This is a genomic window from Streptococcus equi subsp. zooepidemicus, from assembly GCF_015689395.1.
In the GTDB taxonomy this organism is placed as follows: Bacteria; Bacillota; Bacilli; order Lactobacillales; family Streptococcaceae; genus Streptococcus; species Streptococcus equi.
In genome coordinates this window covers 1,167,890-1,193,393 of record NZ_CP065054.1, presented here as the reverse complement: position 1 = coordinate 1,193,393, position 25,504 = coordinate 1,167,890, and the positions used below count along the sequence as shown (strand labels likewise).

The following is a 25,504-nucleotide window of genomic DNA, read 5'->3' as shown; positions in this document are numbered from 1 at the left end:
TCCATTAATCAAGATGATTTTGGTTCATAAAGTATAGCAAGGTTTGCAACTCGCTGGTCAAATCAACAGATTGGACGATCACGCCTTTTGGAACCTGTAAGTGAAGTGGAGCAAAGCTTAAAATACCGCGAATGCCAGCTTCAATCAGTTGATCTGCAACCTCTTGAGCATAAATGCTTGGGACCGTTAGAATAGCCGTTTCAATGCCTGAATTATCCAGGTGCTCCTTAATGGTTGAAATGCCATAAATGGGAATATCATCAGGTGTTTTGGTGCCAACCATAGGATTATCATCAGTGTCAAATCCCATAACAATCTGCATTTTGTTTCGATCGTGGAAGCGGTAGTGAAGAAGTGCACGACCAATATTGCCACAGCCGACTAAAATCACATGCGTTGTTGAGTGATCATTTAGCAAATCTGCAAAAAAATTCATTAATTTTGTGACATCATAGCCAAATCCACGTCGACCTAATTCACCAAAGTAAGAGAAATCACGTCGGACAGTTGCAGAATCAATCCCCATAGCATCAGCAATCTGTTTTGAGCTTGCCTTTTCAACCTGGTCAGCATAAAAGCGTTTAAAAATACGATAATAGAGTGATAAGCGTTTTGCAGTCGCTTTTGGAATAGATTTATCAATAACCACTTTTGTAGCTCCTTCTATTATTATTTTAATGTTATCTATCACCATTGTAGCAGATAGATTGTGAAATATGCAACTATTTGACCATTCTTTTTGTGTTTTTCGTTATAAAATGACTTGACAGCACAAGCATCGGTATTTTCAAGGCTAGTCACCCCGACTATAAAAAAGCAGACAATGAAGCACTTGCACTTTAGGTCAGCTGCGATGGCTGGGCTTGTCTTGTTAAAGGCAAATGTACTGTCATTGTCTGATATTTCTCTGAGATTAGAAGAGCTCTTGTGTGCTTAGCATTCTTTTTTAATGAAAATATCACGCTCAACAAGGCTATCCATTAAAAAGTAAAACTTGTCCTGTAGTATGCTATGCTCTTCAGATTTAAAAATGTTCACCAGTCTTAGACCGGATTGGTCTGTTATAGCTAGCTTAAAGCCATCTAAATCTTTATTAATCGTAATTTTTAAAGGGAAGCCCTCACCCGAATTAGGGACTTTTTCCAGTAGTCGTGTCAGCTGATAGTGACCAATCTTGGTCTGACTAAAGGTGGTGTCTCTTAGAGTGTATTTTTTAATCTTTGGGCTAATTCTGTAGCTGTATTTACAGTCTTTCAGGGCAATTTCTTTTTCAAATGCCATATGATCCTCCTAAAATATATTTGAGCTGGGTTGCTAGTGCGATAACGTCTTTTTGAGTATTCTGCTCTGAAAAGCTAATTCGAATAGCTTCTGTGAGACGATGGGACTGCTTGCCGAAATAAGCTGCCAAAACGTGACTTGGCTCAACAGCACCAGCTGTACAGGCAGAGCCTGACGACACAGCAAAGCCTGCTAAATCAAGCTGAGTCAGTAATATATGATTTTGGTAACCAGGAAAGCCGATATTAATGATATAGGGAAGATGACACTCATTATGATTGAGCTGATAAGGAATACCTTCCAATTCACTGAGCAAGAGCTGTGATAGCTCTTTAGCATGCTGGTAATGCTGTGGTAGCCTTGAGACAGCCTCATCTAATGCTTGGGTCATGCCGATGATATTAATCAGGCTTTCAGTACCGGCCCTTCGTTTGTTTTCTTGATTGCCGCCATGTAAGAGGGGGTCAAGCTTTAAGCCTTTATTGTATAAAAAACCAGTCCCCTTTGGTCCATGAAACTTATGGGCAGAGGCAGAGAGTAAATCAATTCCCAAATCTGCCGGCTGTATTGGAATCTTGCCAATAACTTGGACAGCGTCGACATGAAAGACAGCCTGATGCTGCTCAAGCATGCTGCCAACAGCCTGAATAGGCAACAAATCTCCCGTTTCGTTGTTAGCAAACATCATGCTGACTAAGATTGTATCCTCTCTTAAGGCAGCTTGGAGCTGATTTAGATCAATGATTCCATTTTTAGCCTCAAGGTAGGTTACCTCAAAGCCAAATCGGTCTTCCAGGTAGGCCATTGTGCTTAAGACTGAATGATGCTCAATAGCAGTTGTAATCAGGTGCTTGCCTTTTTCCTGATTAGCTAGGGCATAGCCCTTGATAGCCGTATTGTTACTTTCAGTACCACCTGAGGTAAAGATAATGTGGCTCTCTGCAGCTCCTAGGCAGTTGGCAATAGCTTTTCGGCACTCTCTTAACTGTTTATTTGCCTGCCGCCCATAAGCATGAATACTAGATGGGTTACCAAAATCATCAGCCATAGCCTCAGTCATCGCCTTGATAGCGGCCTGACTGAGCGGTGTTGTAGCAGCATTATCAAAATAAATCATGATTAGTTATTGCTTTCAGGTTTGTAAGAAAACAGTGGGCTTAGTGGTTTTCTTTCGTGAATGCGAATGATAGCCTCTGCAATTAAATCACTGGCACTAAGATAAGTTACTGTTTTAGGGACACGATTTTTAGTCTTGACAGAGTCTGTGACAATGATCTCTTTAATTGGAGCAGTCTCTAAAATATCAGCTGCACCTCCTGCAAAAAGCCCATGACTAGCCACTGCATAAATGTCAGTTGCTCCTGCACGTTCTAGGATTTTAGCCGCCTCTGCAAAGGTTTTTCCTGTGTTTAGAATATCATCAATCAAGATAGCCTTTTTGCCAGCAACATCACCAATCACATAGCCTTCTTCGCGCTCAGCATCGTCTTGTGCATAATCGATAATGGCAATTGGAGAGTTAAGATACTCTGCTAAGCTTCTAGCACGCTTGATACCAGAATTTTTAGGGCTGACAATAACCGTATCAGATCCTGATAAACCAAGCGGGTAGTAGTGCTTAGCAAACAAAGGCACTGTAAATAAATTATCAACTGGAATGTCAAAAAAGCCTTGGACCTGAACCGCATGCAAATCAAGGGTTACAACGCGATCAATCCCTGCTTTGGTCAGCATGTTTGCGACCAGCTTTGCTGTAATAGGCTCGCGAGATTTTGCAACACGATCCTGACGCGAATAACCAAAATATGGCAAAACAATATTGACTGTATTAGCACTTGCGCGCTTACAAGCATCAATCATGATGAGCAGTTCCCATAGGTTATCGTTGACAGGAAAGCTTGTTGATTGAATGATATAAATATCATCACCACGAACTGTTTCTTCAATGTTAATCATGATCTCACCATCAGAAAATTGACGAGATGAGACCTTTCCAAGCGGAATACCAGCAGCCTTAGAAATTTTTTCAGCGATTGCGAGATTTGAAGTGAGTGAAAACAGCTTGATTTGCTTGTCAGCATATCGTTCAGTCATGATAAAATTAGCTCCTTACATTACATTAACGATAGAATAACAGGTTAACAGTTATTCAAGATTACAAATAGACAGTATTATTTTAACAAAAAAACAGAAAAATTTCAGTCTTTCTGTTGATTTTCTGTCCTCTCCTAGGATTTTTTAAGGGTCTTGCTGAAGCGAGCGACCTTGCTTTTGGCATATTTAAAGGTGATCTGATGTTGGGCTAAAAAGTGGTCAAAATCAACCTTTCCTCTTACAGGATCAGTCACCTCTAGCTCAAGCTCATAGTCTTTGATACCAGCGTATTGATTATAATCCAGCGCTAGCTTGCCGATAGGAGTATCTGCCTCTCGACGAATGGTAGTCAGGTTTCCGAAGGTTTTTATAGCAGATAGGTCAACGTCAAGAGTGCTGATAATATCAAGGATAGCTGATTTTGGTAGCTGTCCTGTCTGAATGATAGCTTTTGCTTGGGTGTCATCAAGCTCTAAATTGTACTCGCGATTACCAACCTTTTCAGGGACTTTTAAGGTTAATTCCGCAGGAGCAGCAACAAAGGTGCGAATGCGAAGGGACATTTTATGAGCCTTGAGATCAAAATGATCAGTATCAATGTAATAGTTCGTCTGGGTAACTGGTGGGACATGAGTCATTTGAGAGAGGAGGCGATTGTATTCGTCCTTTGTCAGCAAGGTCTTGTATTCGATTTCTAGGTTAGTCATGCGAACGTTCCTTTTAACTATATTTTGTGCTATAATAAATTGTTATCTTAATTTTATATTAATATCCGAGGTTTGACAAGAAAGGAGAGAAAGGATGGCTTTAGATTGGGAAGAATTTTTGGATCCCTATATACAAACGGTTGGCGAATTAAAAATTAAGCTACGCGGTATCCGAAAGCAGTTTCGCAAGCAAAACCGTTATTCTCCTATCGAGTTTGTGACTGGACGTGTCAAGTCGGTTGAGAGCATCAAGGAAAAAATGGCCTTGCGTGGTGTCTTGGAAGAAAATATTGCTCAAGATATTCAAGACATCGCCGGGCTTAGGATTATGGTGCAGTTTGTGGACGATATTGAGGACGTTTTGTCCTTGCTTAGACAAAGACAGGACATGACGATTGTTTATGAGCGAGACTACATTAGAAACATGAAATCTAGTGGTTATCGCTCGTATCATGTTGTCGTTGAGTATCCTGTTGATACCATTGAGGGTCAAAAAAAAGTACTAGCAGAAATTCAAATCCGTACTTTAGCAATGAATTTTTGGGCAACCATTGAGCATTCCTTGAACTACAAGTACGGTGGTGATTTTCCAGAAGAAATAAAAAAACGATTAGAGGTTACAGCAAAAATTGCTTTGGAGCTTGATGAAGAAATGCGAAAAATTCGTGAAGACATTCGTGAAGCACAATTGTTATTTGATCCTGTAACACGTCATTTGAGTGATGGTGTAGGAAATAGTGATGACACAGATGAATTATACAGATAAAGTAAAGCGCGTTGCTATCATTGCAAACGGCAAATACCAGAGTAAACGCCTTGCCTCAAAGCTTTTTGGCGTCTTTAAGGACGATCCGAGTTTTTACCTATCCAAAAAAAATCCGGATATTGTGATTTCAATTGGCGGAGATGGCATGCTTCTATCAGCCTTTCATATGTACGAAAAAGAATTAGACAGGGTGCGATTTGTAGGCATTCACACTGGACACCTTGGTTTTTACACTGATTATCGTGATTTTGAGGTTGATCAATTGATAGCTAATCTTAGAAGAGACACCGGTGAGCAAATTTCTTACCCTATTTTAAAGGTAGTTATTACGCTTGATGACGGTCGCCTGTTTAAGGCTAGGGCTCTCAATGAAGCGACTATTAAGCGTATCGAGAAAACGATGGTTGCAGATATTATCATTAACAATGTCAAGTTTGAAAGCTTTCGTGGTGATGGCATCTCTGTATCCACACCAACTGGAAGCACAGCCTATAACAAATCCTTAGGTGGAGCTGTATTGCACCCAACGATTGAAGCCCTTCAGCTAACAGAAATCTCGAGCCTGAACAATCGTGTATTTAGAACCTTGGGGTCCTCAGTGATTATTCCTAAAAAAGATAAAATTGAGCTTGTTCCAAAAAGACTAGGCGTTTATACTGTCTCTGTTGACAATAAAACCTACCATTTAAAAAATGTGGTTAAGGTGGAATATTTTATCGGCAATGAAAAGATTCATTTTGTGTCCTCACCTAGCCACACTAGCTTTTGGGAAAGGGTTAAGGACGCTTTTATTGGGGATAGTGAATCATGAGGTTTGAATTTGTTGCAACCAAAAAAACAAAGGTAAAGACCCTTTTAAAAGAGCACGATGTGTCAAAGGGATTGCTCGCTAAGATTAAATACAAGGGTGGCAATATATGGGTAAATGGCGTTGCGCAAAATGCCATTTATTTATTGGATATTGGTGATGTGGTGGCTATTGATATTCCCAATGAGGAGTCCTTTGAGCAATTGACAGCGATTTCGCATGACCTTGATATTGTGTATGAGGACGAGCATTTTCTCATTCTCAACAAGCCTGCTGGCTACGCTAGCATTCCAAGTGCTATCCATTCTAATACTATAGCTAATTTTATCAAGGCTTATTATATCAAGCAGGACTATCCCAATAAACAGGTTCATATTGTGACGCGCTTAGATCGGGATACCAGTGGCTTAATGCTCTTTGCCAAGCATGGCTATGCCCATGCCAGATTAGATAAGCAGCTACAGCAAAGAGCTATCAATAAACGCTATTATGCTCTTGTTTGTGGTCAGGAGAGGCTTCCAGATCAAGGCGAGATTATAGCTCCTATTGGACGTACGGACGACAGCATTATCACAAGAACTGTCACGCCAAAGGGAAAGTATGCTAAGACAAGCTACAAGGTCATTGCCCGTTACCCTGAAAATGTCTCTCTAGTGGATATTAGGCTGCACACTGGTCGGACCCATCAAATTAGGGTACATTTTGCTCATCTTGGTTTTCCACTTTTGGGAGATGATCTGTATGGTGGTCGATTGGACCTTGGCATGACTAGACAGGCGCTGCATTGTCACCATCTTAGCTTTACGCACCCATTTACAGAAAGTAGAAGCGATCATACAATATGCTTGACAGATGACTTTGAGAGCGTTATCATAGATTTACAGAAAAAAAGATAGAGGTTGATTAATGAGTATTCGTAATTTATTTGGTGGTTTAAGGGAAAAAATTGTCGGTAAAAACATGAAAATTGTTTTCCCTGAGGGAAATGATGAGCGTGTTGTACGTGCGGCAGCACGTCTAAAGTTTGAAGGACTTGTTGAGCCAATTATCCTTGGTCAGGCAGATGACATTCGCAGCCTTCTGACACAGCTGGGCTTTGCTGATCAGCATTACACCATCATCAATCCAAATGATTATGCTGATTTTGAGAAAATGAAAGCAGCCTTTGTAGAGCTTCGTAAGGGCAAGGCAACGCTTGAAGATGCTGATAGACTGCTTAGAGATGTTAACTATTTTGGTGTGATGTTAGTTAAGCTGGGCTTAGCAGATGGTATGGTTTCAGGGGCTATTCATTCAACAGCGGATACGGTGCGTCCAGCGCTTCAGATCATCAAAACAAAGCCGGGCATTTCTAGAACATCAGGTGTCTTTTTGATGAATCGTGAAAATACAGAGCAGCGTTTAGTGTTTGCTGATTGTGCCATTAATATTGACCCAACTGCTCAAGAACTCGCAGAAATTGCGGTAAACACAGCAGATACTGCGAAAATTTTTGATATTGATCCTAAGGTTGCCATGCTTAGCTTTTCAACAATGGGCTCTGCTAAAGCCCCACAGGTTGAAAAGGTTCAAGAGGCCGTCCGTATTGCTAAGGAATTGAGGCCAGAGCTTGCTTTAGACGGTGAGCTTCAATTTGACGCAGCCTTTGTACCAAGTACAGCAGCGATCAAAGCCCCTGATTCATCAGTGGCAGGCCATGCGAATGTTTTTGTCTTCCCGGATTTACAGTCTGGAAATATTGGCTATAAGATTGCTCAGCGCTTAGGCATGTTTGATGCTATCGGACCAATCCTGCAAGGATTGAACAAGCCTGTTAATGATTTATCACGTGGCTCTAGTGCAGAGGATATTTACAAGCTAGCTATTATTACAGCAGCGCAAGCGCTTGAAAATGAGTCTATCAATTAACTGCTAATAGCCATTAAGTTCACAAGGCTTAGCTATAGTAGATGTTGCTTAAAACGAGTTGGATAAGCCAGCTCGTTTTTTCAGAAAGTGAGGAAGGAAATGACAAAGATTGCATTAGTAACAGGCGCCTCTGCTGGCTTTGGTAAAGCCATTGCAGAGCAGTTAATAGCCCAAAACATCAAGGTGATCGGAGCAGCTCGTCGCATAGAAAAGCTAAGAGAGCTAGAAGATATTTTTGGTTCTGAGAGGTTTTACCCGCTTCAAATGGACGTCTCAAAGCCCGCTGCTATTGATAGAGCACTTGCAGCATTACCTAAAGAATGGCAGGCCATTGATATTTTAGTCAATAATGCAGGACTAGCCTTAGGACTTGGCAAGGCCTATGAGGCTGATGTAGCCAACTGGCTAACCATGGTTAACACCAATATCATCGGGCTTATCTATTTAACACGTCAGGTATTACCGCAGATGGTAAGCACCAACAATGGCATGATCATCAATATCGGCTCAACTGCTGGGACTATTCCCTATCCGGGAGCTAATGTTTATGGGGCTTCAAAAGCCTTTGTTAAGCAGTTTTCGCTTAATTTAAGGGCAGATTTAGTAGGAACAAAGATCAGGGTGACCAATATTGAGCCTGGCCTTTGTGAGGGAACAGAGTTCTCTCATGTTCGCTTTAATGGTGACCAAGCGCGTGTTGAAGCACTTTATGCAGGTGCACATGCTATCCAGCCAAGAGATATCGCAAACACCGTCTCATGGATTATTAATCAGCCAGAGCATGTTAACATTAACCGCGTGGAAATGATGCCTGTCTCACAAAGCTATGGCCCTCAGCCTGTTAGTCGTCATGACTAAGAACTGCAAGTGCAGCTGTAAAAGTACTGTCGAAGTGTAGCCCAAAAAGACTTAAAGTCAGGCTATGAAGGAGCTTGGCTTTAAGTCTTTTTTCTAGCTTTTCTTAGAAATGATCTGAAAGAGAAGGTCCAGATGTGACATCTGACCACCCAACAATGGCCTGCCCTGTTTCTTCCAAATAGTGCTGAAGCATAGGCTTGAAGTCCAAAATCGTGTCATAGACCCCGACAAATTGCTTGCTATCATCGTACAAGGCCTGATATTGCTGCATATAAATATGGTCCTGTGAAGCAGTCGGAATAAGATACAGCTTACTGCCAGTTGCCGCCTTGTGTAAATCAGTCAAGATCCAATCCTCAATGACATCATGCTCATCAGAAGCAAAAAAGCTGCCATTGAAGCGATGATTATCAAAGACAATCTGCCCCTGATGATCAGCAATTCTAGCCTGAAGTGGAAGATAGGTTAAAAAATGTGGGGCTAAGGCTTGGTAAAATTGCGTGAGGTATTTAGCGAGTTCTAAAGCCTGCTGCCCGTCAGTAAAGGTATGATCACTAACGGTAAAGCCTTGCTCTTTGTCTGCCTGATTAAAATAAAGCACAGGCAGCGAGGCTTCAAGATCCTGAAAGGTGAAAATAGCCTGAGCCTTTTTGAGCTGCTCAGCAGTCAGCTGACGGACAATGGTGATATGAAACAGATAGCTAAACCTTTGTGATAAGGTGGTAAAAAAAGTATTTTGCAGACTATTTTTATCATCAACTAAAGCCAGGGTATAAATCATTTTAGTCATAAGGCTATCATAGCTTTATTTTGCTTAAATAGCAATGAAACAGTCTTTCAGTCTACAGGCTTAGCTGATAGTTTAATAAAAGAAAGCAATATGAAAAAATGATTAAAGCAAACTAGTTGACTTGTTAGTTTAAACTTTTTATAATAAATCAAATAAGAAGATAATATGAGGCTTAGACTAGGCTGCTGTGCCTATTAGGTAATCACTCTTCTTAGCACTGAGATAACCCCCTCTATCAATCAATTGGAGAATCTATGATACGTTTTAATAATGTTTCCAAAACCTTTGGTCACACCAAGGTGCTACAGGAGCAAAGCTTTCAAATACAGAATCGCGAATTTTTTGTGCTGGTCGGTCCAAGTGGCTCTGGCAAAACAACACTCTTAAAAATGATCAATTGCCTTACTGAACCAAGCTCTGGTGAAATTCTATTAAATGGAAGACCGCAAAAAGAGCTAGATTTGCGAGACATGCGCTTGTCTATTGGCTATGTCCTTCAGCAAATTGCTCTATTTCCAAATCTCACAGTTGCTGAAAATATCGCTATCATTCCAGAGATGAAAAAGTGGTCAGAAAAAGAGATTAGAACTAAAACAGAGGAATTGTTAGATAAGGTTGGATTGCCTGCAAAGGATTATCTAAATCGCTATCCAAGTGATTTATCTGGTGGAGAGCAGCAGAGGATTGGCATTGTTCGTGCCATCATTTCTCACCCCAAGGTGCTGTTAATGGACGAGCCATTTTCAGCCTTGGATCCCATTTCACGCAAGCAATTACAGGACTTGATGCTAAGCCTCCATAAGGAGTTTGATATGACAATTGTCTTTGTTACTCATGATATTGATGAGGCCATCAAGCTTGGAGATCGTGTGGCTGTCTTAAATGAGGGCCAAATTGTTCAGCTGGATCGACCAGATGCGATCATAGCTGCTCCTGCTAATGACTTTGTAGCCAGTCTATTTGGAGGTCGTGATTATGCCTAGTTTACTGATGACCTTTTGGGATCGTTTTGGCGATTGGACAAGGGCTTTAGGAGAGCATTTGCAGATTTCTCTTCTTTCTTTGTTAGTTGCCTTGCTGATAGGTATTCCGCTTGCGGCTCTGCTGAGTAAAAGCAAGCGCTGGTCAAATATCATCTTGCAGCTGACAGGCGTTTTTCAAACCATTCCTTCCTTAGCCTTGTTGGGACTATTTATCCCTCTAATGGGAATCGGAACTGCTCCAGCTGTGACAGCTTTGGTTATTTATGCCATATTTCCTTTTTTACAAAATACGATTACAGGCTTAAATGCTATTGATCCAAGTCTTGTAGAGGCCGGAACAGCCTTTGGAATGACCAAGTGGGAACGATTGAAAATATTTGAAATTCCTATTGCTATGCCAGTTATTATGTCAGGTGTTCGGACCTCAGCGGTGATGATCATTGGAACAGCCACCCTAGCTTCTTTGATTGGAGCTGGCGGCTTAGGGACCTTTATCCTACTAGGGATTGATCGTAATAATGCTCAGCTGATTGTGATCGGTGCTGTGTCGTCAGCCTTGCTTGCGATAGTGTTTAACAGTCTTTTAAGATACCTTGAGAAGGCCTCGCTGAGGCGTATTACGATAAGCTTTGTTGCGACCTTGTTGCTGCTCTTAATCTCTTATACTCCTATGTTTGTCAAGCGGTTTGTTAATCAGTCAAATACTCTGGTGATTGCTGGCAAGCTAGGAGTAGAGCCGGATATTTTGATCAATATCTATAAAGAGCTGATTGAAGATCAGTCCAAGCTTAAGGTTGAGTTGAAGCCTAATTTTGGCAAGACAAGCTTTTTATACGAAGCGGTTAAATCAGGAGATATTGATATTTATCCAGAATTTACAGGAACCATCACCTCTAGCCTATTAAAGAAAAAGCCCAAGCTTTCTAATGATCCTAATCAGGTTTACTTAGCTGCTAAGGAGGGGATTGCTGAGCAGGATCAGTTGACGCTTTTAAAGCCCTTTGCCTATCAAAATACCTATGCAGTGGCGATGCCTGAAAAAATAGCTGACGAATTTAACATTCAAAGTATTTCAGATGTGAAGAAATATGAAAAACAGCTAAAGGCTGGTTTTACACTAGAATTTAAGGATAGAGAGGACGGCTATAAGGGCATACAGGATAAGTATGGTCTACATTTATCAGTTGCAACGATGGAGCCAGCTCTTAGGTACCAAGCCATTCGGTCAGAAAACATTCAGCTGACAGACGCTTATTCAACTGATGCTGAGATCGTGAAATATCAGCTTCGAGTCTTAAAGGACGATAAGCAGCTCTTTCCACCTTATCAAGGAGCGCCATTGATGAAGGCTTCCTTACTAAGAAAGCACCCACATCTCAAAACGATTCTCAATCAGTTATCAGGAAAGATTACTGAAGAGGAGATGCAAGCAATGAACTATGAGGTGTCCGTAAAGGGCAGAGCAGCTAGCCTTGTGGCACATGACTACCTTGTCAAGGCCGGTCTTATTGCAAGAACCAAATAAGCAGGCATGCTAGTCTTATTCTGGACTGGCATGCTTTATTTATGTGATTTTTAGTCTGTCTGGCTCTGCAAGGTGTGTGCCAAATAACCGCTCGTTTGATGTGTGGTTATTGGTTTAGTAGCTAAGGACTGGAATCTTAAAATAAATAAAAACCGAACATTCATCTAAAAAAATCTTTAAAAATTGACGAAACATAAACAAAAAGATAAAATAAATTAAGGAAAGGTAACATTTTACCTAGCGATGCCTCGGACAAGCTTGAGGTCATAGGAAGGTCATTTTATATAGAAGCTTATGTCAGCTGCAGATCAGGGAAGTCCTTGCTGGATTAGTAGCTGAATGTTGAAAAAGGAGAGAAATGATGTTTAATGACATGCCTGTATTTGATTATGAGGATATTCAATTAATTCCTAACAAATGTATCATCAATAGTCGTTCAGAAGCAGATACAAGTGTAAGACTTGGTAATTATACCTTTAAGCTACCTGTTATTCCCGCCAACATGCAAACCATTATTGACGAAACAATTGCAGAGCAGTTGGCAAGAGATGGTTATTTCTATATTATGCACCGCTTTGATGAGGAGGGTCGCAAGCCCTTTATCCAGCGCATGCATGAGCAACAGCTCATCGCCTCTATTTCGGTTGGTGTAAAGGATTATGAATACGATTTTGTCTCTTCCTTAAAGGAAGACGCACCTGAGTTTATCACGATTGACATTGCTCATGGCCATGCTGATAGTGTGATCAAAATGATTAAGCACATTAAGGCTGAACTGCCTGAGACCTTTGTCATAGCTGGAAATGTCGGAACGCCAGAGGCTGTTCGAGAGCTTGAAAATGCTGGTGCTGACGCAACAAAGGTCGGGATTGGGCCTGGCAAGGTGTGTATCACAAAGGTGAAGACAGGCTTTGGAACAGGGGGCTGGCAATTGGCTGCTGTGCGTTGGTGTGCTAAGGCTGCTCGCAAGCCCATTATTGCTGATGGCGGTATCCGTACTCATGGTGATATTGCTAAGTCGATTCGATTTGGGGCAACAATGGTGATGATCGGTTCACTCTTTGCAGGCCATATTGAAAGCCCAGGAAAGATGGTAGAAATCGACGGACAGTCCTTCAAGGAATATTATGGCTCTGCCTCTGAATACCAAAAAGGGGAGCATAAAAATGTTGAGGGTAAGAAGATTTTGCTTCCGACCAAGGGTCATCTAGCTGATACTTTAACCGAAATGAAGCAGGATTTACAGTCATCAATCTCATATGCTGGAGGCAGAGATTTGGAGAGCCTGCGTCGTGTGAATTATGTTATCGTGAAAAATTCTATTTGGAATGGTGACTCTATTTAAAGTCTTGGCTAAAGACCTAGTCTAAATAAGGATAAGCAAGTTGATTGATACTGAGAATAAGCACAGCGTGTCTACAGGACGCCTGAATGTCTAGTAGCCAGTAAAGCTTTTAGGCTTGCTGATTGGATAGGTCATTGTGCCTATGTGCAGCAGGGCTCTAGGGACTTAGATAAAAAGGAGACATGATGAGGTTACTGGAGGAGCGTATCCTAGCTGATGGAACTGTTTTAGGTGAGACGATTTTGAAGGTGGATCAATTTTTAACACATCAGGTTGACTATCGCTTGATGAAGGAAATCGGTAGAGTATTTGCTGATCAATATGCTGATTTGGGCATTACCAAGGTTGTCACCATTGAAGCCTCTGGTATCGCACCAGCAGTTTATACCGCAGAAGCTCTTGAGGTTCCGATGATTTTTGCCAAAAAGCACAAAAATATCACGATGACAGAGGGAATTTTAACAGCAGAGGTTTATTCCTTCACCAAACAAGTGACAAGCACTGTTTCTATTGCAGGAGGGCTGCTATCAAAAGAAGACAGGGTTTTGATTATTGATGACTTTTTGGCTAATGGTCAAGCGGCAAAGGGCTTGATTGATATTATTCAGCAAGTAGGGGCCAAGGCTGTTGGCATAGGCATTGTCATTGAAAAATCCTTTCAGACTGGACGGCAATTGCTTGAGGATTTGGGAGTAGAGGTCACCTCATTGGCTCGTATTAAGCATTTTGACAATGGAACAGTAAGCTTTTTAGAGGCCGATGCCTGATAACTGCATTAAGCTTTTTGTTTGTATAGCTACACCAGCTTTGTTTCAGTAGCTATTGGCTTGTGATAAAGGACATTGGTATTGCAGTCTTTGCATTATGGTGAGTCATGGGTAAATCGCCTTTGTAGCTTTACGATATTAGTAGAGACTATCAAGATTTGACTGCTTTCTTCTTATTGAGATGAGTCGTTAGACAGGCAATTATGACTTGGCATTGAAGGTCTCTTGGAGTAAACCTTGTATCTAAAAAATCAGCTAGGTAGTGTCACTTAGCTGATTTTTAGTGCTTATAATGTAGCCGAAAGGCTCCCTTTAACCCGTCTGAGATAGTAACCTGACCATCTTTGGTAATGATAATGCCTTCCACCTCAGGCAGCTTATTTAGCTGACTTAGGACAAAGGAATGCTCTAAGCCAAAAAGACGACTACTCCATAGCTCACCATCAAGTGAGGATGGGCTGACAATAGTTAGGCTAGCCATATTGGTCTTGATAGGATAGCCGTTGTGAGGATCAAGAAGGTGATGATAAGTTTTGTCTTTGATTTGTAATTGTCTCTCGCCGATTCCTGAGGTTACTACAGATTTATTGTTAACCTTAATCACGCCGACATGCTGTCCTCTTTTTTGATTGGTCTGCTGGATCCCAACGTAAAACAAGCCATTATGTCGTTGCTTGTTGGTGCCATGCACAAGGACATTTCCACCTAGATTGATAAGAGCAGCAGTGATACCGTCTTTGATAAGAAATGCCATGAGCTTATCAGCAATATAGCCCTTTGCTAGGGCACCTAAGTCGATAGACATGCCCTTTTCTTTCAAAAAAATACTTCCAAGGCTTTGATCTAAGATGATATGATTAGGATTGGTTAGTCTTAGTCTGCGATCAATAGTTGCTTCATCTGGAAGCTTAGCGTCTGAAAAGCCGATGCGCCAGCTTTGCACTAAAGGACCAAGTGTGATATTAAGGTTGCTTGGATAAGCCAAGCTGTGCTCTTTTCCGATTGAGATTAAGTCAAACAAATCTGAATGCACACGCACAGGCTGAATACCTGCCATATGGTTGATTGCCATTAATTCAGAGCTGTCGTCATTGGCCGAAAAACGGTGATTGTAAAGGGTTAGTAGCTCTCGGATAGTAGCTGCTTGCTGCTTTGCTTTTGATGAGTCAATGTAAATATCAATGATTGTTCCCATCATCTTAATCTGATCAGTAGCTATCATCAGGCCCTCCTTTTCAAATAGGAAAAGCACACCTGGATAAGTGGGACTTAGGCATTAGGCTTTGGTTTTCATCTCACCATGCGGGAAATAGGTCCCCTCAGGCATGTCATTGATCACAACATGAATCGCTTCTTTTGGAGCCTGTGCGATACGAGAAACAACCTCTGTCACCTCACGCGCTAGGGCAATTTTTTGTTCTTGGCTGCGCCCCTCAAACAGGTCAATCGTTACAAATGGCATAATAGTCAATCTCCTTTTTTTTATGATACCTCTATTGTAGCATGTCAGCTCCAAAAAGCCTAACCTTAGCTCAACAGTATGCAGGATTTAGCTGTTGCGAAGATAAGATTTTCAGATAAGGCAATCGCCAAATAAGGACAAATATGATAGAATAAGTAGGACAAAAGAAGAAGGTAGGAATCTCCATTTTGGCTCAATTATATTACAAATATGGAACAATGAATTCAGGAAAGACCATTGAAATCTTGAAGGTAGCACACAATTATGAAGAACAGGGGAAACCTGTTGTGATTATGACAAGTGCGCTAGACACACGTGGTGGCTTTGGCATTGTTTCTAGTCGGATTGGCATGCGTCGTGAGGCTGTACCAATTTCGAGTGATATGGATATTTTTGCATTTATTGCTGAATTGCAGGAGAAGCCCTACTGCGTGTTGATTGACGAATGTCAATTTTTAAGCAAGCAAAATGTCTATGATTTGGCACGTGTGGTTGATGAGCTCAGTGTTCCAGTGATGGCCTTTGGTTTGAAAAATGATTTTCAAAATGAATTGTTTGAAGGCTCCAAATACCTGTTGCTATTAGCTGATAAGATTGATGAGATAAAAACCATTTGTCAATATTGCAGCAAAAAAGCAACTATGGTGTTACGAACAGAACATGGTAAGCCCGTTTATGAGGGAGCACAGATTCAAATTGGTGGCAATGAGACCTATATTCCAGTTTGTCGTAAGCATTATTTTCACCCACCAATCTAATCATAACTAAAACAAGTAAAAAGAGGAGAGAATAACCCCTAATGAATATTTATGATCAATTACAGGCCGTTGAGGACCGTTATGAAGAATTAGGCGAATTATTAAGTGATCCGGAGGTTGTTTCTGACACCAAACGTTTTATGGCTCTGTCAAAGGAAGAGGCTAGCACACGAGAAACAGTAGCAGCTTATCGTCAGTATAAGGCTATTATCCAATCCATTGATGACGCTGAGGAGATGATTAAGGAAGCCGGCGGCGATCCTGACATTGAAGAGATGGCCAAGGAGGAGCTAAAAGAGGCCAAGGCTGCCAAGGAAGCCTATGAGGACAAGTTAAAGCTTTTGCTGCTTCCCAAAGATCCAAATGATGATAAAAATATTATCTTGGAAATTCGTGGTGCCGCAGGTGGTGATGAGGCTGCCCTATTTGCCGGTGATCTCTTAGCCATGTACCAAAAATTTGCCGAAAGCCAAGGCTGGCGCTTTGAGGTAATGGAGGCTTCCTATAATGGTGTTGGAGGGATTAAAGAGGTTGTTGCTATGGTTTCAGGCCAATCTGTTTATTCTAAGCTAAAATACGAATCAGGTGCTCATCGTGTGCAGCGTGTCCCGGTGACTGAAAGCCAGGGGCGCGTGCATACCTCAACTGCAACCGTCTTAGTTATGCCAGAGGTAGAAGAAGTTGAGTACGACATTGATCCAAAGGATCTTCGTATTGATATTTATCATGCTTCTGGTGCTGGCGGACAAAACGTCAACAAGGTGGCAACCGCTGTTCGTATCGTCCATCTCCCAACAAACATCAAGGTTGAGATGCAAGAGGAAAGAACGCAGCAAAAGAATCGTGACAAGGCTATGAAGATTATTCGAGCACGTGTAGCAGATCATTTTGCACAGATCGCACAGGACGAGCAGGACGCAGAGCGTAAATCAACTATCGGTACGGGTGATCGTTCTGAACGGATTCGGACCTATAATTTCCCACAAAATCGTGTGACAGACCATCGGATCGGTCTAACGCTGCAAAAATTAGACACCATTTTATCTGGAAAGTTAGACGAGATTGTTGACGCTTTAGTGCTATATGATCAAACTCAGAAATTAGAATCGCTAAATAACCAATGAACTATGCTAAGCAACTAAGAGCCTACGAAGACAGGTTAGAAAACATAGGTGAGGATCGTGAAAACCTCGCCTATGTTTTTAAAGAATTAAAGCAGTGGACAAGCCTTGATTTTTTGCTTCATCAAAATCAAGAGGTCACTTCAGAGGATCAAGCCTTATTAGAGCGGATTTTTTTAGCGCTTAGCCAGCATGTATCGCCACAATATATCACAGGCAGGGCTTATTTTAGAGATCTGGTGCTTGCAGTGGATTCGCGCGTGCTAATCCCAAGACCAGAGACAGAAGAATTAGTTGAGCTTATCCTGAGAGAAAATGACTCTGCTAGCAAATCTGTTTTAGACATTGGAACAGGCAGTGGTGCTATTGCGATTGCTTTAAAAAAAGCAAGACCTAACTGGCAGGTCACAGCCTCTGATATTTCAGCTGATGCCTTGAGCCTTGCTTACTCAAACGCTTTAGATCATCATGTAGAGATAGCCTTTGAGCAGTCAGACCTTTTTAGCAAGCTATCAGGTCAGTTTGACATCATTGTTTCCAACCCTCCCTATATTGCCTATGAGGATAAGGACGAGGTTGGCTTGAATGTTTATCAATCTGAGCCACATTTAGCCTTATTTGCTGCTGAAAATGGATTTGCTATTTACCGGCGCATTATCGAACATGCTAGTGCTTATTTGACGACAAGTGGCAAGCTCTATTTTGAAATGGGCTACAAGCAGGGAGAAGGCTTAAAAAGGCTCTTATCCAAGCGTTTCCCTCAAAAGCGTATCAGAGTGCTTAAGGATATGCTGGGTAAAGAAAGAATGGTGGTTGTTGATGATAACACATTTGATAGAGACAATTAAGGCTGGTGGAGCTCTTATTTTACCAACTGAAACGGTTTATGGTCTTTTTGCTCAGGCCTTAAATGAAGAGGCTGTTAATGCTGTTTATCGTTTCAAAAAAAGGCCTCGTGACAAGGCTATGAACCTTAATGTTGCTGATTTTGAGAGTATTTTGGCTTTTTCTAAGCAGCAGCCTGCCTATCTTAGCAAGCTGTACGAGGCTTTTTTACCTGGTCCGCTTACGATTATCCTAAAAGCCAATGCCAAGACGCCATATTGGATTAATTCTGGGCTAAAAACAGTTGGCTTTCGACTACCTAGTCACCCTCTCACAGCTGAAATTATCAGAGCAACGGGCCCCTTGATTGGCCCATCTGCTAACCTATCAGGCTCAAAGAGTGGAAAATGTTTTAACGACATTGTCAAGGCATTTGATGGAAAGGTTGATGGTTATGCTGATGATGCCTATTTGACAGGGAAGGATTCTACTATTTTGGATTTATCATCACCTAGGGTTAGTATTTTACGACAAGGTGCTATTACTAAGGAGCAATTATTAGCTAAGGTTCCAGAGCTGCCATTTTAGAGGAGGTAAGGCTATGCTAAGACCACTACATCAAACAGATTGTCAAGCTATTTGTGACATTAATGATCAAGCCTTAGGATACAAGGTCTCTCTTGAATTGACAAAAAGCCAATTAGAAAAACTAAGATTCGATAAGCATCATTATTTGCTGGGCTATGCTGATGCTAAGACCAATCTACTCTTAGGCTATCTGCATGCCGAGTGCTACGAATCGCTTTACTCGGAAAAAGGCTTTAATATTTTGGCTTTAGCAGTGAAGCCGGACCATCAAGGTAGAGGTATCGGTCGTCGTTTACTAGCTGCTTTAGAGGAGAAGGCTAAGCAGGAGAAAGCAAGCTTTATTCGACTTAATTCTGCTAGTCACAGGACCGAAGCACATGCCTTTTACCGTAAGCTGAGCTATGTAGATGATAAGACACAATTACGATTTATGAAGCTGTTATAGAGGAGACAATAATGATGTTTAACAATGAGAATTATAAGGACTATGATCAGGAGCTTTGGGAGGCTATTCAGACTGAGGAGGACAGGCAAGAGCATAATATTGAGCTAATTGCTTCTGAAAATATGGTGTCAAAGGCTGTTATGCAAGCACAAGGCTCTGTCTTGACCAACAAATACGCTGAGGGCTATCCAAGCAAGCGTTATTATGGCGGCACAGAGTATGTTGATGTTGTTGAAAGTCTTGCTATCGAGCGTGCCAAAAAGCTCTTTGGTGCAGCCTATGCAAACGTTCAGCCTCATTCTGGTAGTCAGGCAAATGCTGCTGCTTATATGGCGCTGATTAATGCTGGTGACACTGTGCTTGGCATGGATTTGGCTGCCGGAGGCCACTTGACACATGGCTCGCCTGTGAATTTTTCTGGAAAGACCTATCAATTTGTCGGCTACACTGTTGATAAGGAAACTGAAAGGCTGGACTACGCAGCTATCCTAAAGCAAGCCAAGGCTGTTCAGCCTAAGCTGATTGTTGCAGGTGCCTCAGCCTATTCTCGGCAGATTGATTTTGAGCAATTTCGTTTTATTGCAGATCAGGTGGGAGCCTATTTGATGGTAGATATGGCGCATATTGCAGGCTTGGTTGCAGCAGGTCTGCATCAAAATCCAGTGCCTTATGCTCATATTGTGACCTCAACCACTCATAAAACCCTTCGTGGTCCTCGTGGTGGCCTGCTTTTGACAAATGATGAAGCGATTGCAAGGAAAATGAATGCAGCTATTTTCCCTGGTCTACAGGGTGGTCCTTTAGAGCATGTGATAGCAGCTAAGGCTGTTGCGTTTAAGGAGGCGCTTGATCCTGCCTTTACAGACTATGCAAGGGCTGTTATAGCAAATACAGCAGCAATGGCAGAGGTTTTTGCCAAGGATGATCGTTTTCGTCTGATCTCAGGCGGTACAGACAACCACCTTTTCCTTGTTGATGTGACTAAGGTGATTGAAAATGGCAAGCTTGCTCAAGCCTTGCTTGATGAGGTTAATATTACCCTTAACAAAAATGCTATTCCCTTTGAAACCCTATCTCCCTTTAAAACATCAGGCATTCGCATAGGCTGCGCTGCCATTACCAGTCGTGGAATGGGAGTAGACGAAAGTAGGACTATTGCTCATTTGATTATCAAGGCCTTGGTTAATCACCAGCAACCTGAAATCCTTGAAGAGGTTCGTTATGAGGTTCGCCGATTGACTGACGCCTTCCCATTATACAAGAAGAACTAACAATGCTAGATATTTATATAAAAGGAATTGTGATCCACCAATTCACACCAAACGATACCGAGCTGATCTTATCAGATGCTTTAGTAGCCATAACACCAAGAATTGATGAGTATTTTCGCAAAAAATTAGCCAAGGTTTTTTCTGATAATGCTAAACGTGGGAAATTGGAAGCTGATAATGCTTTTTTTACCACAATTAGTACAGACCTTTTGGAAACATCTGTAGCAATTGCCAAGCTTTGGAAAGAAGAATTTGTCGCTTCTGAACATCAAAAGACAAACGATTTGGTTTTTATTCAGTTTGATAAGGAAGGAGTGCCTTATCTGGCCTTTTTACGCATTGCCCTAAAAGAGCATTTTGCCCATCTATCAGACGATCATGAAAATCCTATTACGATCACGCAAAATAATTTGCCAAGCCCTACCCAGGCACCTGATGAAGCCTTGGTCATTAACCGTCAAACAGGCTATTACTATTTAATCGAAAAACGCATGAAGCATAATGGGAGCTTTGCTCATTATTTTTCTGAGAAGCTGCTAAAGGTAACACCAGAGCAATCTGTCAAAAAATCTATTCAAATGCTTGAGCAGACCGCTCAAAAGGTTGCCGAGAATTTTAACCAAGATGACTTTGCTTTTCAATCAAAGATGAAAGTAGCACTGGCTAAAAATCTGGAAGAAGAAACAGCCCTATCTCCAGAAAAGCTAGCAGATCAATTATTTGACCAGAACCTGACTGCAAGGTTAACCTTTGTGGATCAGGTCAAGGAAATGATTCCAGAACCTATTCAGGTCAGTGATATTGATCACTCTAGACAGCTTAAAAAGCTAGAGACGCAAAAGCTTTCGCTTTCAAATGGAATTGAGCTTCTTGTTCCTAATGCGGTTTATCAAGATGCCGAGTCAGTAGAGTTTATCTTGAATGACAACGGAACCTATTCCATATTGATCAAAAATATAGAGGATATCAAAAATAACTAAATGTTTAGAGTGTTAAAGCGTGTCTTAGGATTAGTCTTCCTCATTTTTTGCCTGTACGAAGCAGTTACCATTCATAAGAATGTGCACAGAGTCCTACAATACAAGCCAACAGTAGAGCGTATTTTAGCAGAAAACGGTAACAAAGCAGACGTCGATCTGGTACTAGCCATGATATACACGGAAACTAAGGGAGGAGAAGCTGACGTTATGCAGTCAAGCGAAAGCAGCTCAGGCATTAAAAATTCGATCACTGATAGTCAAGCTAGCATTGAGCATGGTGTCAGACTGCTGTCTCACAATCTCACCCTAGCAGAAAAAGCCGGTGTAGACTCTTGGACAGCTATTCAAGCCTACAACTTTGGAACTGCCTATATTGATTATATTGCTAAAAATGGCGGCCAGCATACAGTTGAGCTAGCCACTACCTATTCTAGAACTGTTGTTGCACCCAGTCTAGGAAATACTACCGGACAGACCTATTTTTATTACCACCCCTTAGCCCTCCTCTCTGGTGGAAAGCTTTATTGCAACGGTGGTAATATTTATTATGCTCAAGAGGTACATGTCAATCTCTACTTGATTGAGCTCATGAGTCTTTTTTAGAGAGTAATGACAAAAAAATGAGCTCGGTCATGTCATAAATCTGGGAAAATAGTTGAGCAAAAACCTCGTCAAGACTTGACTGAAGTAAACAGGTTTTTATATTACCCTTCAACAAATGATAAGCTGTCTTATTTATTGACTAAAAAACAGTAGAAAAAAGCAAGAAACATGAGCATTTTAGTTGGAAGCGCTTTTCCCCTATGTTATAATAGAGACCTAATATAAATTGTGAAATGAGGAACATAATCATATGAGTAAAATCGTTGTGATCGGTGCAAACCACGCAGGTACAGCATGTATCAAGACTATGTTAACAAACTATGGTGATGCTAATGAGATTGTTGTGTTTGACCAAAACTCGAATATTTCATTCTTGGGCTGTGGTATGGCACTTTGGATTGGTGAGCAAATTTCAGGTCCAGAAGGCTTATTCTATTCAAATAAGGAAGAGCTAGAATCTCTTGGCGCTAAGGTTTACATGGAATCACCAGTTCAATCTATTGACTACGATGCTAAAACAGTGACAGCCCTTGTTGATGGCAAAGAGCATGTTGAGTCATATGACAAATTAATTTTTGCAACTGGTTCACAGCCAATCTTGCCACCAATTAAAGGCGCAGAAATCAAAGAGGGCTCATTAGAGTTTGAAGCAACACTTGAAAATCTTCAATTCGTTAAACTATACCAAAATTCAGCAGACGTTATTTCAAAATTAGAAAATAAAGACATCAAGCGTGTAGCAGTCGTTGGGGCTGGCTATATTGGTGTAGAGCTTGCAGAGGCCTTCCAGCGTAAGGGTAAAGAGGTTGTTCTGATTGATGTTGCTGATACCTGCCTAGCAGGCTACTATGATCGTGATTTGACAGATGTCATGTCTAAAAATCTTGAAGAGCATGGCATTCAATTAGCCTTTGGTGAAACTGTGCAAGAGGTTGCTGGTGATGGTAAGGTTGAAAAGCTTATCACCGATAAGAATGTCTACGATGTTGATATGGTTATCCTTGCAGTTGGCTTTTGTCCAAATACAGCCCTTGGTGCTGGCAAGATTGAGCTTTTCCGTAATGGTGCTTTCCTTGTTAACAAACACCAAGAAACATCTATTCCAGGAATTTATGCAATCGGTGACTGTGCAACCATCTATGACAATGCAACACGTGATACTAATTACATTGCCCTTGCTTCAAATGCTGTTCGTACAGGGATTGTCGCAGCTCATAACGCTTGTGGCACAGCTCTTGAAGGCATTGGTGTGCAAGGATCAAATGGTATCTCAATTTACGGCTTGCACATGGTATCAACCGGCTTAACCCTTGAAAAAGCAAAATGTCTTGGCTTTGATGCAGCAGTAACAGAATACACTGACAACCAAAAACCAGAATTTATTGAGCATGGTAACTTTCAAGTAACCATTAAGATTGTCTACGATAAGGAATCACGTCGTATTCTAGGTGCTCAAATGGCCTCACATGAAGATATTTCAATGGGAATTCATATGTTCTCACTTGCTATCCAAGAAGGAGTGACCATTGAAAAATTAGCCTTGACTGATATTTTCTTCTTACCGCACTTTAACAAGCCATATAACTACATTACAATGGCAGCACTTGGTGCTGAATAACAAGCTAATAAGCAGCCAGCTCATAAAGCTGGTTGCCTTTTTTTATGTGACTTTTAGTCCGTTTCACACCGCAGGTGTGAAACAATAAACCACCCGCTATGCGGGTGCGCGACGAAGGTTATACCCAAAAAAACTCCAAACGCGATAAAATAAAGGTGTTCAAGCCTATTGTATAGCGAAAGAAGAAAAGTACGGCACAAAAGGCACATAGTTTATCACATACAAAGTGGTTGTGTAAGTACCACATTATCTTTACACCTAAGTATAGACGAAAAATTATCTCTAATCCATATAGAAGTAGTCTAGGTGATATTTTTCATAGATTATGTAGCTATAAAGGAGTAGAAATAATTGAAGGACATTTGATGCCAGATCGTGTTCACATTTTAGTGAGCATTCCACCACGAATCAGTGTGTCAAGTTTCATGGGATATTTGAAAGGAAAGAGCGCTTTGATGATGTTTGATAAACACGCCAATCTCAAATACAAATTTGGCAATCGCCATTTCTGGTCAGAAGGATATTACGTGAGTACGGTGGGATAAAATGAAGCCACTATAAAGAAATACATACAAGAACAATAAAAACATGATATCGCACTGGATAAATAAAGTGTCAAAGAATATGAAGATCCCTTTAGGGATAATGGCAAGTAGTACAAACGCCTCTTTGAGAGGCATGTGACGAGTCAAGAGCAGTGAGGCTTGAACAAAGTGAAAGCCAGCGTCTTTAGGCGCTGGCTGGTGATAGGGGCTTATAGCCCTTGTTCAAACCACCCGTTTGACGGGTGGTTATGATTATGTCTTAAAACTAAAAGCATGGCAGCTTCGTTTAATTTAACGAAAAGACTGTTTTGTCTCATACCTGGCTGCTAGAACAAAGGAAAATGGCATAACAAAAAGCCTAATCCAATTGGATAGGCTTTTTTGCAATAACCTCAAAAATCCAACGCTTAGAGGTCAGCACATTTTAAAGTTAGTTTTTAGCAGCAGAAGCAAATTCTTCTTTAGAGAAGGCTTCGTCGATAATAGCCTTCAATTGGTTTGCTGAAGCTTGCATTTTTTGAAGCTCAGCATCATTCAATGGGATATTGACTGGACGAACAATACCATAGGCACCAACAATAGCAGGCTGACCGATATAGCAATCCTCAACGCCTTCGTATTGGCCTTCTTGGAAAACAGAAAGTGGAAGAACTGCATTTTCATCATCAAGGATAGCTTTTGTAATACGTGCTAGGGCGACTGCAATACCATAGAAGGTAGCACCCTTTTTATTGATAATAGAGTAAGCTGCGTCACGTACAGAGATAAAGAGGTCTACCAAGCCTTGTTCATCAACGTCACGATTAGCTTGAAGCCAGTCGTACAATCCAACCCCTGCAACATTAGCATGTGACCAAACAGCAAATTCTGAATCTCCATGCTCACCCATGATGTAGGCATGAACAGAACGTGCGTCTACACCAATTTTAGCAGCAAGCGCCTGACGGAAGCGTGCTGAGTCAAGTGATGTTCCAGAACCGATGACGCGTTCCTTAGGGAAACCTGAGAATTTCCAGGTTGAATAGGTCAAAATATCCACCGGATTAGCAGCAACAAGGAAAATTCCCTTAAAGCCTGAGGCCACAATTTGAGTAACTACTTCTTTATTAATACGTAGATTTTTCTCAACAAGGTCAAGACGAGTCTCACCTGGCTTTTGAGGAGCGCCAGCTGTTAAAACAACTAGGTCAGCATCGTGACAGTCAGCATAATCAGCAGCATAGATCTTTTTAGGAGAGGTAAAGGCAAGCGCATGGCTTAAATCCTCAGCATCTCCTTGAGTTTTTTCTTTAAAAATATCAATAATACCAAGCTCTTGGGCAATATTTTGGGTTACTAGTGCAAAGGCATAAGAAGAGCCTACAGCACCATCGCCAACCAAGATGACTTTTTTATGTTGTTTAGTTGCAGTCATTTCTAAACATCTCCTTCATTTTAGTTAGAGCAAATTGCTCAT

Annotated in this window: 27 protein-coding genes and 1 pseudogene; 19 read left to right on the top strand and 9 right to left on the bottom strand. The window is 41.3% G+C overall.

Translation table 11 applies throughout. The features are described from left to right. Positions 1-4 precede the first annotated feature (4 nt). The 5 genes from I2432_RS05685 to I2432_RS05665 all read right to left on the bottom strand — a co-directional run bounded on the left by I2432_RS05685 (position 5) and on the right by I2432_RS05665 (position 4,082). Positions 5-649 carry a redox-sensing transcriptional repressor Rex gene (locus I2432_RS05685; protein ID WP_012677911.1) on the bottom strand — a complete coding sequence of 215 codons (645 nt, stop codon included), beginning with the start codon at positions 647-649 and terminating at the stop codon, positions 5-7. 284 nt (positions 650-933) lie between these two features. Then, positions 934-1,281: a DUF1831 domain-containing protein gene (locus I2432_RS05680; protein WP_012515669.1), complete on the bottom strand. Its 348-nt coding sequence runs from the start codon at positions 1,279-1,281 to the stop codon at positions 934-936. Next, positions 1,271-2,398: a cysteine desulfurase family protein gene (locus I2432_RS05675; RefSeq protein WP_206158654.1), complete on the bottom strand. Its 1,128-nt coding sequence runs from the start codon at positions 2,396-2,398 to the stop codon at positions 1,271-1,273. Before I2432_RS05675 ends, I2432_RS05680 begins: the two co-directional genes overlap by 11 nt. 2 nt (positions 2,399-2,400) lie before the next feature. After that, the gene (locus I2432_RS05670) at positions 2,401-3,375 is read right to left on the bottom strand and encodes a ribose-phosphate diphosphokinase (RefSeq protein WP_012515667.1); all 975 of its coding nucleotides are present in this window, start codon (positions 3,373-3,375) and stop codon (positions 2,401-2,403) included. A 134-nt stretch (positions 3,376-3,509) separates the two neighbouring features. Then, a complete protein-coding gene (locus tag I2432_RS05665; RefSeq protein WP_012515666.1) occupies positions 3,510-4,082 on the bottom strand; it encodes a CYTH domain-containing protein in 573 nt (190 codons plus the stop codon). A gap of 94 nt (positions 4,083-4,176) precedes the next feature. Between I2432_RS05665 and yjbM the strand changes: the two genes are divergently transcribed. From yjbM to I2432_RS05640, 5 genes are all read left to right on the top strand, one after another. Beyond that, positions 4,177-4,848 (top strand): GTP diphosphokinase, encoded by a 672-nt coding sequence (gene yjbM, locus I2432_RS05660; protein WP_012677913.1) that lies wholly within the window; start codon positions 4,177-4,179, stop codon positions 4,846-4,848. After that, positions 4,823-5,659 (top strand): NAD kinase, encoded by an 837-nt coding sequence (locus I2432_RS05655; protein WP_021320798.1) that lies wholly within the window; start codon positions 4,823-4,825, stop codon positions 5,657-5,659. The genes yjbM and I2432_RS05655 overlap by 26 nt, the downstream gene beginning before the upstream one ends. Further along, positions 5,656-6,552, top strand: coding sequence for an RluA family pseudouridine synthase (locus I2432_RS05650; protein ID WP_206152518.1), 897 nt, complete (start codon positions 5,656-5,658; stop codon positions 6,550-6,552). The genes I2432_RS05655 and I2432_RS05650 overlap by 4 nt, the downstream gene beginning before the upstream one ends. Before the next feature lie 10 nt (positions 6,553-6,562). Then, positions 6,563-7,564: a phosphate acetyltransferase gene (pta, locus tag I2432_RS05645; RefSeq protein WP_012677915.1), complete on the top strand. Its 1,002-nt coding sequence runs from the start codon at positions 6,563-6,565 to the stop codon at positions 7,562-7,564. 99 nt (positions 7,565-7,663) lie between these two features. Next, positions 7,664-8,422, top strand: a complete 759-nt coding sequence (locus I2432_RS05640) for an SDR family NAD(P)-dependent oxidoreductase (RefSeq protein ID WP_206158653.1) — start codon at positions 7,664-7,666, stop codon at positions 8,420-8,422. Positions 8,423-8,525: 103 nt separating this feature from the next. Here I2432_RS05640 and I2432_RS05635 read toward each other — a convergent pair whose 3' ends face one another. Continuing rightward, on the bottom strand, positions 8,526-9,212 hold the full coding sequence (locus I2432_RS05635) for a multidrug transporter (RefSeq protein ID WP_206158652.1): 687 nt from the start codon (positions 9,210-9,212) through the stop codon (positions 8,526-8,528). A gap of 254 nt (positions 9,213-9,466) precedes the next feature. On the opposite strand from I2432_RS05635, the gene I2432_RS05630 reads away from it, so the two are divergent. The 4 genes from I2432_RS05630 (at position 9,467) to I2432_RS05615 (ending at position 13,832) form a co-directional block, all read left to right on the top strand. Next, positions 9,467-10,195 (top strand): ABC transporter ATP-binding protein, encoded by a 729-nt coding sequence (locus I2432_RS05630; protein WP_043029751.1) that lies wholly within the window; start codon positions 9,467-9,469, stop codon positions 10,193-10,195. Beyond that, positions 10,188-11,720 carry an ABC transporter permease/substrate-binding protein gene (locus I2432_RS05625; RefSeq protein ID WP_206158651.1) on the top strand — a complete coding sequence of 511 codons (1,533 nt, stop codon included), beginning with the start codon at positions 10,188-10,190 and terminating at the stop codon, positions 11,718-11,720. The genes I2432_RS05630 and I2432_RS05625 overlap by 8 nt, the downstream gene beginning before the upstream one ends. A gap of 361 nt (positions 11,721-12,081) precedes the next feature. After that, positions 12,082-13,065, top strand: coding sequence for a GMP reductase (gene guaC / locus I2432_RS05620; protein WP_012679550.1), 984 nt, complete (start codon positions 12,082-12,084; stop codon positions 13,063-13,065). Positions 13,066-13,250: 185 nt separating this feature from the next. After that, the gene (locus I2432_RS05615; protein ID WP_206159086.1) at positions 13,251-13,832 is read left to right on the top strand and encodes a xanthine phosphoribosyltransferase; all 582 of its coding nucleotides are present in this window, start codon (positions 13,251-13,253) and stop codon (positions 13,830-13,832) included. A gap of 280 nt (positions 13,833-14,112) precedes the next feature. Here I2432_RS05615 and I2432_RS05610 read toward each other — a convergent pair whose 3' ends face one another. Continuing rightward, positions 14,113-15,054, bottom strand: a complete 942-nt coding sequence (locus I2432_RS05610) for an FAD:protein FMN transferase (protein WP_206158650.1) — start codon at positions 15,052-15,054, stop codon at positions 14,113-14,115. Between the two features lie 54 nt (positions 15,055-15,108). Beyond that, entirely contained in the window at positions 15,109-15,294 is a 186-nt protein-coding gene (locus I2432_RS05605) for a 4-oxalocrotonate tautomerase (protein ID WP_012515655.1), read from the bottom strand. Positions 15,295-15,482: 188 nt separating this feature from the next. On the opposite strand from I2432_RS05605, the gene I2432_RS05600 reads away from it, so the two are divergent. From I2432_RS05600 to tnpA, 10 genes and pseudogenes are all read left to right on the top strand, one after another. After that, positions 15,483-16,052: a thymidine kinase gene (locus tag I2432_RS05600; RefSeq protein WP_206158649.1), complete on the top strand. Its 570-nt coding sequence runs from the start codon at positions 15,483-15,485 to the stop codon at positions 16,050-16,052. A 41-nt stretch (positions 16,053-16,093) separates the two neighbouring features. Continuing rightward, entirely contained in the window at positions 16,094-17,176 is a 1,083-nt protein-coding gene (gene prfA / locus I2432_RS05595; protein WP_014622900.1) for a peptide chain release factor 1, read from the top strand. Further along, the gene (gene prmC / locus I2432_RS05590; RefSeq protein ID WP_206158648.1) at positions 17,173-18,021 is read left to right on the top strand and encodes a peptide chain release factor N(5)-glutamine methyltransferase; all 849 of its coding nucleotides are present in this window, start codon (positions 17,173-17,175) and stop codon (positions 18,019-18,021) included. The genes prfA and prmC overlap by 4 nt, the downstream gene beginning before the upstream one ends. Next, complete coding sequence (locus I2432_RS05585) at positions 17,993-18,586, top strand: L-threonylcarbamoyladenylate synthase (RefSeq protein WP_206158647.1); 594 nt, start codon at positions 17,993-17,995, stop codon at positions 18,584-18,586. The genes prmC and I2432_RS05585 overlap by 29 nt, the downstream gene beginning before the upstream one ends. Before the next feature lie 13 nt (positions 18,587-18,599). Next, positions 18,600-19,031 (top strand): GNAT family N-acetyltransferase, encoded by a 432-nt coding sequence (locus I2432_RS05580; protein WP_206158646.1) that lies wholly within the window; start codon positions 18,600-18,602, stop codon positions 19,029-19,031. Between the two features lie 11 nt (positions 19,032-19,042). Further along, a complete protein-coding gene (gene glyA, locus I2432_RS05575) occupies positions 19,043-20,302 on the top strand; it encodes a serine hydroxymethyltransferase (RefSeq protein ID WP_206158645.1) in 1,260 nt (419 codons plus the stop codon). Between the two features lie 2 nt (positions 20,303-20,304). Further along, on the top strand, positions 20,305-21,282 hold the full coding sequence (locus tag I2432_RS05570; protein WP_196819608.1) for a nucleoid-associated protein: 978 nt from the start codon (positions 20,305-20,307) through the stop codon (positions 21,280-21,282). Beyond that, positions 21,283-21,885, top strand: coding sequence for a lysozyme family protein (locus I2432_RS05565; RefSeq protein ID WP_206158644.1), 603 nt, complete (start codon positions 21,283-21,285; stop codon positions 21,883-21,885). It begins immediately after the preceding gene. 250 nt (positions 21,886-22,135) lie between these two features. Next, positions 22,136-23,503 carry a H2O-forming NADH oxidase gene (nox, locus tag I2432_RS05560; RefSeq protein WP_111678147.1) on the top strand — a complete coding sequence of 456 codons (1,368 nt, stop codon included), beginning with the start codon at positions 22,136-22,138 and terminating at the stop codon, positions 23,501-23,503. A gap of 230 nt (positions 23,504-23,733) precedes the next feature. After that, positions 23,734-24,114 (top strand): annotated as a pseudogene (tnpA, locus tag I2432_RS05555) (IS200/IS605 family transposase). A 364-nt stretch (positions 24,115-24,478) separates the two neighbouring features. On the opposite strand, the gene I2432_RS05550 reads toward tnpA, so the two are convergent. After that, positions 24,479-25,462: an L-lactate dehydrogenase gene (locus I2432_RS05550; protein ID WP_012515644.1), complete on the bottom strand. Its 984-nt coding sequence runs from the start codon at positions 25,460-25,462 to the stop codon at positions 24,479-24,481. Positions 25,463-25,504: the final 42 nt, after the last annotated feature.